Genomic DNA, 14,574 nt, shown 5'->3' with positions numbered 1-14,574 from the left:
GGGGTATTTATCTCTGTGTTTGTCTTATTAGTTGATGAAAATCATTAATGCAATAATTATTATTAGATAATAACATACCATGATTAGTCACGGATAGCTTCATGTACTTGACATATAGTAGAGGAGATATATCAATTAGCACCATTTTTACATGGTGAAGTTCAGGTGGACAAGCTTATATTACGCGAGTTTCTAAACAAGAAATGAATAAGCTAGTTGAAAAAAATTAATGAACTCTATCAAGCAATATCTAAACAACATCCTGAATCAGGTTCGATTCATTGGACCTGTCGAACGTGGAATTTATTAATTTGGCAAGCGATTTATGTTGTTGTTGGGGTTGCACAATCTGCAAGCATTGTTCCTAGCTTAGAAAACTTTGGTTTGCATATTAAAGAGTATGAAGTGAAAGGGTATAGCTTTTCTAATCAGCCTCTGTTTACAGCTGATCAGGATGAGGTAATTGCGTTTGCTGGAAAACAAATTCAACAATTTATTCATGTACTCTATGAAGCGTTTAATCAACAGTATGTGTTCAAAAGAAAGCTAGCAGATAAGTTATGTGCTGATTGTTTAAATGCAGCATTACATTATCATAATTCTTTAGTAACTAGATATCATCAAGAAGAGATAGAAACGTTAGCATATAAATGGTTAAGCGCATGTCAGTTGCCTATTCAAGCTAGCACAATAACATTGCCAGCATTGAATAAATTGACTCAATTGAGTTTTGGATTTAATAGGCAAACTTGCTGTCAGGAATTTAGAATTGAAAAAGGTATTTTATGTGATAATTGCCCAAAAAGAACAGTTACTCAAAGAATACAATGCATGATAGAGGGGGTAGAGTATGTTAAAAGCTAAGAAAATTACCCTGGCATACCAACAAAAAGAAATTTTTTCAAATTTAACTTTAGACATACCTAGTGAGAAAATAACAGTTTTGATTGGATCAAATGGTTGCGGTAAATCAACATTATTAAAAGCATTTGCGCGTCAATTATTACCTACTCACGGCGAAATCTTATTAGGGCAAAAAAATATTTATAAATCGTCACCAAAAGATATGGCTAAGGTTTTAGCGTTGTTATCCCAAAATCAAGCCATACTAGAAGGGCTGACAGTCAAACAATTAGTTAGATATGGTCGTTATCCATACCATCATTTATTTTCAAAATGGAGTCATCTTGATGAAGAGTGTGTCCAAAAAGCATTGCACTTGACAGGAAGTGATGTTTTTGTTGATCAACCCCTAGATTCATTATCTGGAGGACAACGACAAAGAGCATGGATTGCCATGACATTAGCACAAGATACACCTTATATATTTTTAGATGAACCTACTACCTATTTAGATTTACCTTATCAACTAGATATTTTGGAGTTATTACGTAAATTAAATAAAGAGGAAAAGAAAACAATTGTCATGGTATTGCATGATGTAAATTTAGCAGCACGGTTTGCCGATTATATGATAGCGATTAAAAATCATGCTATTGCGTATACAGGTACTCCTCAAGAAATAATGACAGAAGAGAAAATTTATGACCTATTTCAGTTGAAAAATAAGGTTATTCAAGACCCATACCATGGGATACCTATGTGTATTCCTTTGTCATTCCATGAGAATGCAGCGTAGAGGACGAATGTTAAGAGCAATATACTTGCTAAAAGGATAGGTAAAATGATGAAATCTACTTATTTTGATATACATCAAAAAGCAATGGCAAACGATACGTTCTTCGTAGAGACCCACTATTTTAATAACTATCAAGTCTATCATTTGAAAGAACAATATGGGAAAGGCTTCGTTGATAACTCTAATTTTAAGGATATTAATATTGTTCGTAGCGAATTAAGGCTAAATGAGAGTACTGATATTGAACGTAATTTGCCGCTTCATTATTTTGGTATTAATGTTTTTTTAAAGTGGTTCTCAAGAGGTTACATTTTCTGATTTTAATAAGACGTATGGAGTCACGTCTCCTATGGTTATGCTTCGACAAGGGAATTTAGGTAATGTAGGTATTAAGTTGCCAGCAAATGAAAATTTAATAATGTTATCTATAGATTTTGATAAAAGTTTGATTGATGACTTAGTTGGAAAAGAGTACGAAAGTCCCATTTTAGATTTTTTTCGACAAACCAATAACCGTGTAAAAATTCTTTCAGAATTGGAGAAGGATTTTTTACATCATGCGAATTACTTGTTTCATTTGCCTATTGCTCAGAATCGATTAGGTCTTATTCAGTTAGAGGGGGCTGTATTAAGCTTATTGGCTATTTTATTGCAACATAAACAAGATGCTAATGTGTGTCATAAAGAAAGAGCTATTAATGATGCTATTCATATTTTGACTCAGGAATATAGGCAAACGATTACGATAAGAAAACTATCACAGCGTGTAGGTTTGAATGAGTGTGATTTAAAGCGGTTATTTAAAATAAAAACAGGTGATAGCATTGCCAAATATGCACTTAAATGTCGTATGTTAAAAGCTTCAGAATTATTAGCATTAGATTGGACACCAAGCCAAGTTGCTGAGTATTTAGGATTTAAGAATACCTATTATTTCAAACAAACTTATACAAAACACTTTGCCTATAATCTATGATAGGCATAATAAGAGTAAGATAGCATATTGATTGTATTAGTGATTCCAGTTACAGCTTATCTTATGTCTACAACCTCTTTTCCTCTTTTCTTCCAATCAGCACCTATTGGTATTACGATGGGTGATGCTGCAGGTATTGGTCCTGAATTGATTGTTAAATTGTTTTATCAAGGGATAGATAGACCTTGTGTTGTGTATGGAGATGTGTTTAGTTTACAGCGTGCGGCTACATTTTGTGGCTTACCAACCCCAGAGATTATTGCCTGTGAAACACCTGAACAAGCTTTTCAACTATGGCAAGAAACACAAGCCACAGTCACTGCAGATAAGCAAAAGAAAGCTGATGCTTTGGTTCGTATCCCAGTGATTGATAGTGGGATACGGTTTGATGAGCGTTTGATATTGGGACAAACGAGTGCTGAAGCAGGGCATGGCAGCTATGTTTTTTTAACGACAGCGATAGAGCATGCCATGCAAGGTAAAATTAGCGCTATTGTCACAGCACCGTTGCATAAAGTCTCTTTAAAAATGGCAGGGTACGATTTTCCCGGTCATACGGAAATTCTTGCCCAACAAGCAGGGGTAGAGCATGTAGGCATGATGCTACTCAATGATGAGCTAAGAGTCATTTTAGTAACCATTCATATAGGCTTGGCTGAGGTGTCACGTCAAGTGACCGCAGAGCGTGAAGAAATTACGATTCGCTTAGCACAAAAAGCTTGTCAACAATTAGGACTATCGAATGGACGTATTGCCGTGGCTGGTCTTAATCCTCATGCAGGTGAAGAGGGACGCTTTGGTCACGAGGAAATCAACGTGATTACGCCTGTTATCCAAAAGCTACAGCAAGAGGGTATCAATGTCAGAGGTCCTTATCCCGGAGATACGATTTTTATGCGGGCTCGTCAGGGGGAGTTTGACATTGTCGTAGCGCAGTACCATGACCAAGGACTGATTCCAGTAAAGTATTTAGGCGTGGATACAGGTGTGAATGTGACGGTAGGCTTACCGTTTATTCGTACAAGTGTGGATCATGGCACAGCCTTTGATATTGCAGGGCAAGGCATTGCTGATGAAAGCTCGTTAAGAGAGGCTATAGCACTAGCAATAAAAATGGCGAACTAACTGGTCAATTACTTAATTGAACAGTTGATAAACTGTGCTACGATAGCGAATGGTTGAGATGAATATACTAAAAACAACAGATTTAGCATGAAAAATTAAAAAAACAACCCGATAACGTGAAAATTAGGCTAAACTAGTAAATTCACTCAAAATTGTTCTTCGGAGATCATGATGGCAGAAATCAAACGCAATCGTCGTAATACTCTAGAACGCCGTTGCTTAGGTAAAGCATTCAAACGTTTGTTTGTAGGCGCTCCAAAGGGTACTTTTAAAATGCTAGAAAAAGTTAAACGCGTATAATCAGTTTAACCTAGCCGATAACAGATAATTTATTATGCTGTTAGCAAAAATTTAAAGCCAAGATTCGTCATGATTCTTGGCTTTTATTTATGAGTCTAGCCATACACTAGACGCTATAAATTAAGAAATTTAGTTTTTTATGGATTGATGATGGCTGAGATAGTACAAACATCTGAATTGCCGATAACGGTGATGACACCGACCTATAATCGTGCATCAACATTACCGCGAGTCTATGAAAGTTTATTACAACAAACATTTACATCATTTGAATGGTTGATTGTGGACGATGGTTCTACAGATAATACGCGAGAACTTGTTCAGCAATGGATAGATGAGCAAAAGCTTACTATTCGCTATGTATGGCAGCCTAATCAACATAAAAAAACAGCCTTTAATCACGGTGTGCGAGAAGCTCATGGCGAGTTATTAGTTGCCTTAGATAGTGATGATACGATTGAGCCAGATGCCTTAGCGCATATGTGGAGTACGTGGCAGCAACTTGAAAATCGTGAGCAGTTTATTGGGATTACAGGCTTATGTGCTAAGCCTAATGGGGAGATTGTGGGTGATCCGTATCCTCGTGATGTGATGGCGATTCCAGCGATTGATATGTATTTTAAATATAAAGTCAGAGGTGAGAAATTCGGCTGTCTTAATACAGCGGTATTGAGAAAATATCCATTCCCTGAAGATATTGCTGGGTTTGTACCAGAGAGTTTGGTGTGGCGACGTATTGCCAGAGATGGGTATAAAACCTTATTTATTAATCAAGTGTATCGTACCTATTTTGATAGTCAGGATTCTTTGTCAAGAGAAGGGCATAGTGTAGGGGATAAGCATGCTTTGGGGTTGTTATGGCTTGCCAAAGATATGGTCAATGATTGCCTACCATGGTTTAAATATCAGCCCAAAGAGTTTATCAAAGCAGCGATTCGCTATAATCGTTTTAAACGTGTGTTAGCTAAACAAGGTCAGGCAGTACCGAGTGGGGACAATTAACAGACTGGAAAGCCAAACTCTTGGTGGCAATCACTGCACCGATAGCAAGGGTAATGTATAAATAATAATGTCATGGCACATTAATTTATAGTTAAACTAATGTTTTTTTATCCACTCATACCTTATATCCCGTCCTTTAGAACGGAGAGGATGCCAATGTAGTATATGCTAAAACGCCAATAATGCACAAAGGTACGGCGTTTTGAGCAAATTTGCATAGCATAGTTCAGATGTGGTTTAAGTAGCAGGTAAACTATGAAGGATGACAATCAACGGATTAAAAGAAGATTGTCAAAACTCAGCCCTTGATAAGAGCACAGGCTTAATGCCAGACTTTTCTGCCTAAATAAGTCCCTTTTTCAGGTGATGGAGTCTCTTCATCGATATCATCATCGTCAAAGTCACCATAGTCATCATTCATATCTTGAGCTTCCATCTCGGCAATGATGTCCGTATCATCTAAACCAAAGGGAAGTAACATGGACAAATCTTCGGACCAATCAACTTCATCCCCTTGATAATCAATGCGCGTAAAGCGTAACGGTGGTTCACCAATCTGAATGCCCCAGAGGAATTCGCACTGATATACACTACGATTAAAATCTTCTAAGAGTGCACTAGCACCAACCAAACGAGCAGCAGGACCACCCATTTGCATTAAAACGGCATCACTATCTACCTCTTTTCCTTGTTCTAGTGGTGTACCAAAGGCAATCCACTCATAGCCCTCTTCGGTCTGATCAATTTCGCCTAGCACAGGTTTCCCCATATAGGCACTAAGCGCATCAACAGTTTTGGCAAGTAATTCAAGTTCTTCAGGTGTAAAGGTTTGTTGCATAACAGTAGCGTTAGGTAAAGTCTATCACGTGACCATTATAGTCTTATCACTTGTTCAACAGCAAATAGGGGGGAACAAAGACAAAATAAAGAGCAATCTTTTACAATATTAAGATAGTTAATTAATTTTTTTATGGTGAGTTATGGCTCAATATGTTTTTACAATGAACCGCGTGGGAAAAATTGTTCCACCTAAGCGTCAGATTCTTCGTGATATTTCTTTATCATTTTTTCCCGGCGCTAAGATTGGTGTGCTCGGTTTAAATGGCTCAGGAAAATCAACACTACTAAAAATCATGGCAGGTGTGGATAAGGAAATTGAGGGTGAAGCAATCCCTATGCCTAATTTACATATCGGCTATTTACCTCAAGAACCACAGCTTAATCCAGAGCATACAGTACGTCAAGCGGTAGAGCAAGGATTAGGTGCTGTTTTTGCGGCTCGTCAACGCTTAGAGCAGGTGTATAACGAATATGCAGAGCCTGATGCGGATTTTGATAAATTAGCTGCAGAGCAAGCAGAATTAGAATCGATTATTGCCGCTGCTGCGTCTAGTGGCTCAGATGATATTGAACACCAAATGGAAATTGCCGCAGACGCCTTGCGTTTACCTCCTTGGGAGGCGGTGATTGGTAATCTATCAGGTGGTGAAAAACGTCGTGTGGCACTTTGTGCATTATTATTATCTAAGCCAGATATGTTGTTATTGGACGAGCCAACCAATCACTTAGACGCAGAGAGTGTGGATTGGCTAGAGCAGTTTTTACAAAAATTCCCAGGGACTGTGGTTGCTGTTACCCACGATCGTTATTTCTTGGATAATGCAGCAGAGTGGATTTTAGAGTTAGATCGTGGTCATGGCATTCCTTGGAAAGGCAATTATAGCTCTTGGTTAGAGCAAAAAGAGAAACGCTTGGAACAAGAGGAAAGTCAAGAATCAGCTCGCCAAAAAACAATTAAGAAAGAATTGGAATGGGTGCGTCAGAATCCTAAGGGTCGTCAGGCTAAATCTAAAGCACGTTTAGCACGCTTTGAAGAACTTTCTTCTTATGATTATCAAAAACGTAATGAAACGCAAGAAATCTTTATTCCTGTTGCCGATCGCTTAGGTAATGAGGTGATTGAGTTTAAAAATGTGAGCAAAGCATTTGGGGATCGTTTATTAATCGACGATTTAAGTTTTAAAGTGCCACCAGGGGCTATTGTAGGGATTATTGGTCCTAATGGTGCGGGTAAATCGACATTATTCCGAATGATTACTGGTAAAGAGCAGCCAGATTCAGGAGAGGTGATTATTGGTAAAACAGCCAATATTTCATTTGTGGATCAGTCACGTGATGGCATGGAAAATGAAAAAACAGTATTTGAATATATTGCTAATGGTGCAGACTTATTAACAGTAGGTAAATTTGAAATGCCTGCGCGAGCCTATCTAGGACGCTTTAACTTCAAAGGGTCTGATCAAAATAAACAAGTCGGTATGTTATCGGGTGGTGAACGCGGTCGTTTACATATGGCTAAAACGCTGATTAAAGGCGGTAATGTGCTGTTACTGGATGAACCGTCAAATGACCTAGATGTAGAAACCCTCCGTGCCTTAGAGGATGCCTTATTAGAGTTTGCAGGTAGTATTATGGTAATCAGCCATGATCGTTGGTTCCTTGATCGTATTGCTACGCATATTTTAGCGTTTGAGGGTGACTCACAAGTGGTATTCTTTGACGGTAACTATCAAGAATATGAAGTGGATAAAAAACGTCGTTTAGGTGAAGAGGGTGCTCAACCAAAACGTATTCGTTATAAAGCATTGAAATAACGTCTCAATGTTTGGAGAGTGTGCTGTTTTGAGAACTTTCTTGATGAATAACGTCTAGAGTCAGAAGAGAACACCTTTTTCCAATACAAAAAATAAATAGCCTAGTTAAGATGAACTAACTAGGCTATTTTTTATAGGGGAAAAATTTGAAAAGGTAGAAAATTATTTACCAACTTGGTTACCAATGACACCGCCCACTGCAGCGCCCCCAACAGTACCTAATGCACTTCCGCCAGAAAGTAGAGAGCCTGCAACAGCACCAATACCAGCACCACCGATGGTACTTTTATCGCGAGTGCTTAAATGACCACAAGCAGTCATACTAAGAGCTAATAGTGAAATTATTGTTAATTTGTTTAGAGCTTTCATTATATTCTCCTCATAGAAGCTAACTATGGACTCAGATTATCAGAGATTGACAGTAGTCGTCTACTCTTCGGTATTTCTATTTATTTCGGTTAATGACAGTTTTTCTATAACCCTATGGAATTAATAAGAGAAATTAGCTTATCTCGTTACCAACCTCCGCCTAACGCTTGATAGAGTCGAATCATATTTTCATGGCGTTGTAATTGCGCTTGATCTAATTGGTTCTGTACGTCTAATGTACCTAATTGGGCTGTTAGGACATTATCAAGTGTTTTGTGTCCATGTTGAAAGAGAGTGAAAGCGTCTTTTGCCTGTTTTTGTTGTAATGATGCTGATTTTTTCAAGAGTTGAATACGTGTTGAAAGTGCATCGTGCAAATGGTAACTACTTTCAACTTCTGCTAGTGCTTTTAACAATGTTTTATCATATTCAATAACACTGCTTTTTAGACGAGCATCAGCCGCATCAATATTGGCTTGTATGCGACCATTGGTAAAGATGGGTAGTTGTACGCCGGCACTGATAACACCGGCAAGTATATTTACCCCAGATAAATCACTATCAAATCCAATGCGTCCTCCTTGTCCAAGAAATTTAATATCAAAGCGAGGTAATAAGTCAGCCTTAGCACTTGCTACTTGTGCGGCTCTGGCTTTGATACCTAAGGCATGCGCGCGAACATCGGGACGACGTTCCATAACACTGCTTGGTAATTGTCCAGATGGTGCGGCAGGGGCATAGGTTAATACATTAGTATTGGGGTGTAGGGTGATGGCTTGGGGTGGTTTACCCAATAATACGGCAATTTGTCTCTGATAGTTTTCTGCTTGAGCTAGTAGGGCAGCTTGCTGAGAATGTAACACCGATATTTTAGTTTCCACTTCATCCACTTCATAACGAGTGACTTGTCCTGCTTGGAAACGTCCTTTCATGTATCGAAGTAGCTGCTCAAGAACATCGATATTTTTCTTTAATAAATCATGTTGTCGCCACAACGCATTGTAGTTGAAATAGGATTGTGCTATTTGGCTGACGACGGCAACTTGAGTAGCATAAATTTCCTCTTCTTTGCTAAGTGCCGCATAATTGGCGGCATCAGCATCACTTTGTTTTTTACCAAAGAAATCAGGTTCCCATGAGGCAGATAAACCACCCATAGCGTTATAACCTGTTGTATCTTGCTTTCCTATATAGGGTAAATCGACATTTGAGCCAAAGCCTCCTACGGAGCCACTAAGTCCTATAGAGGGTCCTTTATCTGCAGAGGCTAGTTGAGCAGTCGCACGTGCTTCGGCAAGGTGTGTACGTGCTAATTCGATATCAAGGTTATTTGCAATACCTTGCTGAACGAGGGAATTTAGTTGTGGGTCTTTCCATAAAGTCCACCATTGGCTTACATCAATAACGCCTTTTGCTTTTTGTCCATGTTCAAAGCTGTCTGGTAAAGTCACTTTTGAGGGAGGTATATTCACTGTTGTGGTACTACACGCTGTCAATATACTTAGTAGTAGGAGTGAAGTCGTTAAACGAAAGTGTTTCATTATGATTAACCTTGACGAGAAAGCATTGATTTAAACTGGACTAAAGCAATGCATAAAAAAAGAGAACCCATACCAAACATTTTGGCAAGAAATTCCCATGCTTGGCTAAACGTTGCATGCTTGAATAGAACTTCTTGTGCAAATGAACTAAGAATAGTTTGTGGAGAAAACTGGGTAATAGTTTGGAAAAATATAGGCATATTTTCAATAGGAGAGGTGGCACCCGATAACATATACATCACAATATAAATGGGTAGGCATAGCAAGCCAAACTGTGGCATGGTAGGTGCAATAATGGCTAATAGGATACCTAAAGAAGCCGTAGAGAATAAAAAGGTAAATACTCCTAATGCAAAGAGAGGAACAGAGGTGACGTCAATCGGTACTTGTAAATAACCACGGACAACCAGAAATAATGACATGATGGCAACCGTGATAATAATCACACTATTAGCCAAAATTTTTGAAATGGCAATTTCACTGGACACAACAGGCATTACTAGTAAGTGTTCAATAGTTCCACGCTCACGCTCACGAATAACAGCAGCTCCTGAAAGCAAGAGGGTGATTAATGATAAATTACCTACAACTTGCATTACTCCCATAAACCATTTGCTGGAGAAGTTTGGGTTGTAGAGGACTTGCATTGAGGTTGTAAATGGACTAGCTAAGGCACTATTGGTGTTTAGGTAATTATTGATTTCTCGGCTGAAAATCTCTTGAATATAAGATGATCCAATGGCGGCTTGTGTCATTGCTGTGGCATCAACTAATAATTGAATCTTAGGGTTAAATCCAGCTAATAAATCTGCTTGGAAATTCTCAGGGATATCTAATACAAAAGTATATTTGCCCACATCCATTCCTCTATCGACTTCGTTGGTTTGGATATCAACAGGAGGTTTAAAGTTAGGCTCTAATAAGCTGTCTTTTAATTGATGTGAAAGAGTTGATTGGTCATTATCTACAACAGCAATAGAAGCATTTTTTAATTCTGTTGATGCTGCATTGACAGCCATAATGATGCCTATCGTAAACATATAGACAATTAAACCTAGTAATACAGGATCTGTAAATAAGCTTTTGAATTCCTTAATCGTGAGAAAATAAACGTTTTTAATCCATCGCCACATTTATTTCTCCTGTTTCTTGAGTGATAACGTTGCTAAGCTGAGGTAAATAGAATAGAACAAGGCTAGCATAGCAAAGTTTTGTAGAAAATCAGTGAAACCTAATCCTTTGGTAAAAGCACCTAAGGTGATGCCTTGAAACCAGGTTGCGGGGAAAGAATGCCCAACCATGTAAAGCGCTTTGTCTAGGGCTGCTGTTGGGTAAATAAGACCTGCGAAGTTAAGGGTAGGAATAATCGTGACAATCGCTGTGCCAAAGATAGCAGCGATTTGGGTTTGTAGGAAGCTAGACATAAGCAAACCAAAACCTGTTGAGGCGCAGATGAGTAATAATGCTCCTAGACTTAAGCCAAGCATAGTTCCTTTTAGAGGAACATCAAATACAAGGATAACAATCGCCACCATACATAAAAAACTGATAAATGATAATCCAATATACGGTAATTGTTTACCAAGTAGAAATTGCAGTTTATTGGCAGGCGATCCATACAAATTCATAATAGAGCCGATTTCTTTCTCTCGCACAATACCTAATGCCGTCATCATTGCAGGAATAAGCGTCAGGGTGAGCATAATCAGCCCCGGTGCAATGGCAAATACACTACGAAAATTTTGGTTATAAATAAAACGCGTTTCAAGAGGTAGGTTTATGGTTAGCGGAATACCTAGTTTTCTTATAAATTCCATTGTATATTCACCAATGACTCCTTTAATAGAACCACTGAGGTTTTCAGCTAATAAAGGATAAGCACCATCTACATAGAAAGCGACTTCAGGCGATTCTTGTTTAAAGATTTTTTCACCAAACTTATCAGGTATTTCAATAATTAGTTTAACCGTACCATTTTGTAGGAGTTTTTGCCCTTCCTCAGGAGAATAGACTTGTCCCTGATCAATAAAATAAGCAGACCCTTGAAAGTGTTCAATGAGTTCACGGCTCTCACTGCTATTATCCCAATCCAAAACAGCAAATTTGGAAGGATTAAGATCGAATGAAATACTGGATGACATTGCCAATAACATAATAATGGGACCGCAGATGGCAAAAAATAACCGAATATTATCTCGTAACAATTCTTTGCCTTCACGTATAGCAAAAGCCCATACTAAACCAAACCATGCGCCGAAAGAATTGTTGGCGTGCGTATTTTCTACTGGGTTTTCTGTGGTGAATGCATTGTTATTTTCATTGTTATCACTTTCGGTACTGATTTCTGAGCGATTATCTTCGGCGTGTTCTAGATAGCGAATAAAGGCTTCTTCTAGGGTATGCGCTTGTTGATTTTGACGGAGTTCTTCAGGGGTGCCAATAGCCAATACACGTCCTGCATGCATAAAAGAAATACGGTCACATCGCTGTGCTTCATTCATAAAGTGAGTCGACACGAAAATAGTAATTCTATCTTCACGCGAAAGTTTGATTAGATATTCCCAGAAATTATCCCTTGCGGCTGGATCAACACCTGAGGTGGGTTCATCTAAAATCAAGACTTCAGGTTTGTGTAAACAGGCGGCGGCCAGCTGTAGACGTTGTTTAATCCCTAAAGGAAGAGATGAAGGTGTTTTATGTGCAAGTTCGGTTAAATCAAACTGTGCCATAATCGCTTGAATCGCCTGTTTTTTTTGAGGAACTTCGTAGAGTTTGGCGTGTAAATCTAGGTTTTGATAAACCGTTAGTTCTTCATATAAAGAAAAGGCTTGCGACATATAACCAACGCGTTTACGTGTCGAAATATCATTGGCATTTATTGGCTGCCCTAATAGGGTAGCGGTACCTTCAGTGGCATCTAACAGACCCGTTAGCATTTTCATGGTGGTTGATTTGCCGCAACCATTAGAGCCTAAAAAACCAAAAATTTCCCCTTTAGGAATTGTAAAACTAACGTTATCAACTGCTTTAAAATCACCAAATATTTTGCTCAGCCCTTTTGCCTCCATTGCTGGAGGTTCATTAGCTAACGGCTCAAAAGGAGGAATAGTTAAGCCATCCAGTGCCCCTCGTTTTTCTTCAGGTAATAGTTTGATATAGGCTTCTTCTAAGGATTTGCTTTGTGTATCACGAATAACCGATTGAGTGGACTGATTGGCAATGATATGACCATCATCCATAGCGATTAAATGTTCAAAATGTTCTGCTTCATCAATATAGGCTGTTGCTACAATGACGGTCATTGCGGGATTATCTTGACGCAAACTATCAACCAATTCCCAAAACTGACGACGCGATAAAGGGTCTACCCCTGTAGTGGGCTCATCTAGGATTAATAAATCAGGGTTATGCACTAACGCACAGCACAAGCTGAGTTTTTGTTTCATCCCGCCAGAGAGCTTGCCAGCAGGTCTAGCATTGAATTGCCATAAGCCTGTTGCTCTGAGTAAACGCTCAATATGCTGTTTACGATAGGCTTTATTTAAACCATATAATTTGGCATGAAAATCAATATTCTCATAAATAGACAGCGTGGGATATAAGTTTTTCCCCAAACCTTGAGGCATAAAAGCAACTTGATGTGCTAATGAATCACGTGATTTCTTTAAAGTAACATCTTGATTCAGAACTGTGATTGATCCAGCCTGAAGGATTTTGACTCCAGCAATAAGAGAGAGCAAGGTAGATTTACCCACACCATCAGGTCCAATTAAAGCGACGCTAGCTCCCTTAGGGATTGTTAGTGAAACAGCATTGAGAGCAGTAACTTTACCGTATTGATGGCTAACATTATCAATAGCAACGGCAAGAGAAGAATCAGTGATGGTCATCATTACTTATTAGGCAGTTTAATTGCTAAGCTTTCTGGCCATTGAGCATTGGCTTCGTACTTAACATATCCTATAGCAGTCATACCGCCTTTAAATAAACCAGGATATTGTGCAATGATATCTTCAGGAATCTTTAGTTTAACTTTGAACATTAGTTTGGCTCGTTCTTCCTGAGTTTCTACAGATTTTGGTGTAAATTGTGCCTGAGAGGCGATAAAGTCTATGGTAGCAGGGAATAATCCATCTATGCCTTCAATAAAAATGCGTGCTTCATCGCCTATTTTAATAGGGTTAGATTGGTAAGAGGGTAGAAAGACATTGAGATAGACATCGTGCGTATCTAAAATACTCATTACTTTACCACCAGCAGGAATTACATTGCCTAATTCGGCAATTTTATATTCAATACGTCCGCTAATAGGTGACTTAATAGCATAGTCTTTTTGCATATCTTTCACGCGATCAATTTGTGCATCGGCTTGCGAGATTGTTGCCTCTACTTCTTGTTGAGCTGCTTTTGTGGCATTGACTTTTGCCACCATAGCGGCGTAATTAGTTTGTTGGCGTGTTAATTCTGTACGTGAAATAAGATTATCTTTAAATAATTTTTGAGCGTTATTCAGTTCAATTTTCGCTAAGTTCAATTGCTGTTGTGCAGCGTCTTGTTCGGCTTTAACGCGTTGTAATGATTCTTGGGCTTGTTGCTTCTGAGCATTGGCTAATGCCACTTGTGTGTTGATTTGAGATCCTGATAATTTTGCAAGGACTTGATCTTTTTGAACATTGTCACCTTCATTGACCAAAATTTCTTCGATCCGACCAGGATATAGACTAGAAATATCAATACGGTTTAAATTTAAACGACCATTGACTTGTGCAATTCCTTCATAAGAGGTAGTTTGAAGCTTCTTGTTTTGCCAATAAGCAATACCTGCAATAGCAACAGCTATCAGAAGGAGTATTATCTTTTTCATAAAAATCCCTACATTTCATACTTTTAGCTTAATCTAATAGTGTATGAAATTCATTAATCGCTTACAATACTAAAAATCAATAAAACGTTGTTTACTAGTATATT

The 14,574-nt window shown here is 38.4% G+C and carries 14 protein-coding genes; 8 read left to right on the top strand and 6 right to left on the bottom strand.

The features are described from left to right. The first annotated feature begins 216 nt into the window (after nucleotides 1-216). From V757_RS22955 to V757_RS22930, 7 genes are all read left to right on the top strand, one after another. On the top strand, nucleotides 217-864 hold the full coding sequence (locus V757_RS22955) for a siderophore ferric iron reductase (RefSeq protein WP_023951567.1): 648 nt from the start codon (nucleotides 217-219) through the stop codon (nucleotides 862-864). Next, the gene (locus V757_RS22950; protein ID WP_023951565.1) at nucleotides 851-1,639 is read left to right on the top strand and encodes an ABC transporter ATP-binding protein; all 789 of its coding nucleotides are present in this window, start codon (nucleotides 851-853) and stop codon (nucleotides 1,637-1,639) included. Before V757_RS22955 ends, V757_RS22950 begins: the two co-directional genes overlap by 14 nt. 45 nt (nucleotides 1,640-1,684) lie before the next feature. After that, on the top strand, nucleotides 1,685-1,957 hold the full coding sequence (locus V757_RS22945; RefSeq protein WP_023951563.1) for a hypothetical protein: 273 nt from the start codon (nucleotides 1,685-1,687) through the stop codon (nucleotides 1,955-1,957). Nucleotides 1,958-1,988: 31 nt separating this feature from the next. Continuing rightward, complete coding sequence (locus V757_RS22940; RefSeq protein WP_023951561.1) at nucleotides 1,989-2,615, top strand: helix-turn-helix domain-containing protein; 627 nt, start codon at nucleotides 1,989-1,991, stop codon at nucleotides 2,613-2,615. 63 nt (nucleotides 2,616-2,678) lie between these two features. Next, nucleotides 2,679-3,740 carry a 4-hydroxythreonine-4-phosphate dehydrogenase PdxA gene (gene pdxA / locus V757_RS22935; RefSeq protein ID WP_031274681.1) on the top strand — a complete coding sequence of 354 codons (1,062 nt, stop codon included), beginning with the start codon at nucleotides 2,679-2,681 and terminating at the stop codon, nucleotides 3,738-3,740. Between the two features lie 171 nt (nucleotides 3,741-3,911). Next, on the top strand, nucleotides 3,912-4,040 hold the full coding sequence (locus V757_RS29615; RefSeq protein WP_261796544.1) for a hypothetical protein: 129 nt from the start codon (nucleotides 3,912-3,914) through the stop codon (nucleotides 4,038-4,040). Between the two features lie 150 nt (nucleotides 4,041-4,190). Then, on the top strand, nucleotides 4,191-5,042 hold the full coding sequence (locus V757_RS22930) for a glycosyltransferase family 2 protein (RefSeq protein ID WP_023951555.1): 852 nt from the start codon (nucleotides 4,191-4,193) through the stop codon (nucleotides 5,040-5,042). 322 nt (nucleotides 5,043-5,364) lie between these two features. On the opposite strand, the gene V757_RS22925 is transcribed toward V757_RS22930, so the two are convergent. Next, on the bottom strand, nucleotides 5,365-5,880 hold the full coding sequence (locus V757_RS22925) for a hypothetical protein (RefSeq protein WP_023951553.1): 516 nt from the start codon (nucleotides 5,878-5,880) through the stop codon (nucleotides 5,365-5,367). A 142-nt stretch (nucleotides 5,881-6,022) separates the two neighbouring features. Here V757_RS22925 and ettA point away from each other — a divergent pair, with 142 nt between their 5' ends. Continuing rightward, the gene (gene ettA / locus V757_RS22920) at nucleotides 6,023-7,696 is read left to right on the top strand and encodes an energy-dependent translational throttle protein EttA (protein ID WP_023951552.1); all 1,674 of its coding nucleotides are present in this window, start codon (nucleotides 6,023-6,025) and stop codon (nucleotides 7,694-7,696) included. Between the two features lie 162 nt (nucleotides 7,697-7,858). Here ettA and V757_RS22915 read toward each other — a convergent pair whose 3' ends face one another. From V757_RS22915 to V757_RS22895, 5 genes are all read right to left on the bottom strand, one after another. Further along, entirely contained in the window at nucleotides 7,859-8,065 is a 207-nt protein-coding gene (locus tag V757_RS22915; protein ID WP_023951550.1) for a glycine zipper 2TM domain-containing protein, read from the bottom strand. A 146-nt stretch (nucleotides 8,066-8,211) separates the two neighbouring features. Beyond that, nucleotides 8,212-9,606, bottom strand: a complete 1,395-nt coding sequence (locus tag V757_RS22910; RefSeq protein WP_023951548.1) for an efflux transporter outer membrane subunit — start codon at nucleotides 9,604-9,606, stop codon at nucleotides 8,212-8,214. Nucleotides 9,607-9,611: 5 nt separating this feature from the next. Beyond that, nucleotides 9,612-10,739: an ABC transporter permease gene (locus V757_RS22905; RefSeq protein ID WP_023951546.1), complete on the bottom strand. Its 1,128-nt coding sequence runs from the start codon at nucleotides 10,737-10,739 to the stop codon at nucleotides 9,612-9,614. Next, nucleotides 10,740-13,499 (bottom strand): ribosome-associated ATPase/putative transporter RbbA, encoded by a 2,760-nt coding sequence (gene rbbA, locus V757_RS22900; RefSeq protein ID WP_023951544.1) that lies wholly within the window; start codon nucleotides 13,497-13,499, stop codon nucleotides 10,740-10,742. It lies immediately after the preceding gene. Next, nucleotides 13,499-14,470 (bottom strand): HlyD family secretion protein, encoded by a 972-nt coding sequence (locus V757_RS22895; RefSeq protein ID WP_023951542.1) that lies wholly within the window; start codon nucleotides 14,468-14,470, stop codon nucleotides 13,499-13,501. Before V757_RS22895 ends, rbbA begins: the two co-directional genes overlap by 1 nt. Nucleotides 14,471-14,574 lie beyond the last annotated feature (104 nt).

It is taken from the genome of Pelistega indica (assembly GCF_000506865.1).
GTDB classification, from domain to species: Bacteria; Pseudomonadota; Gammaproteobacteria; order Burkholderiales; family Burkholderiaceae_B; genus Taylorella; species Taylorella indica.
The sequence above is the reverse complement of the archived record's forward strand: the minus strand, read 5'-3'. Positions and strand labels throughout refer to the sequence as shown.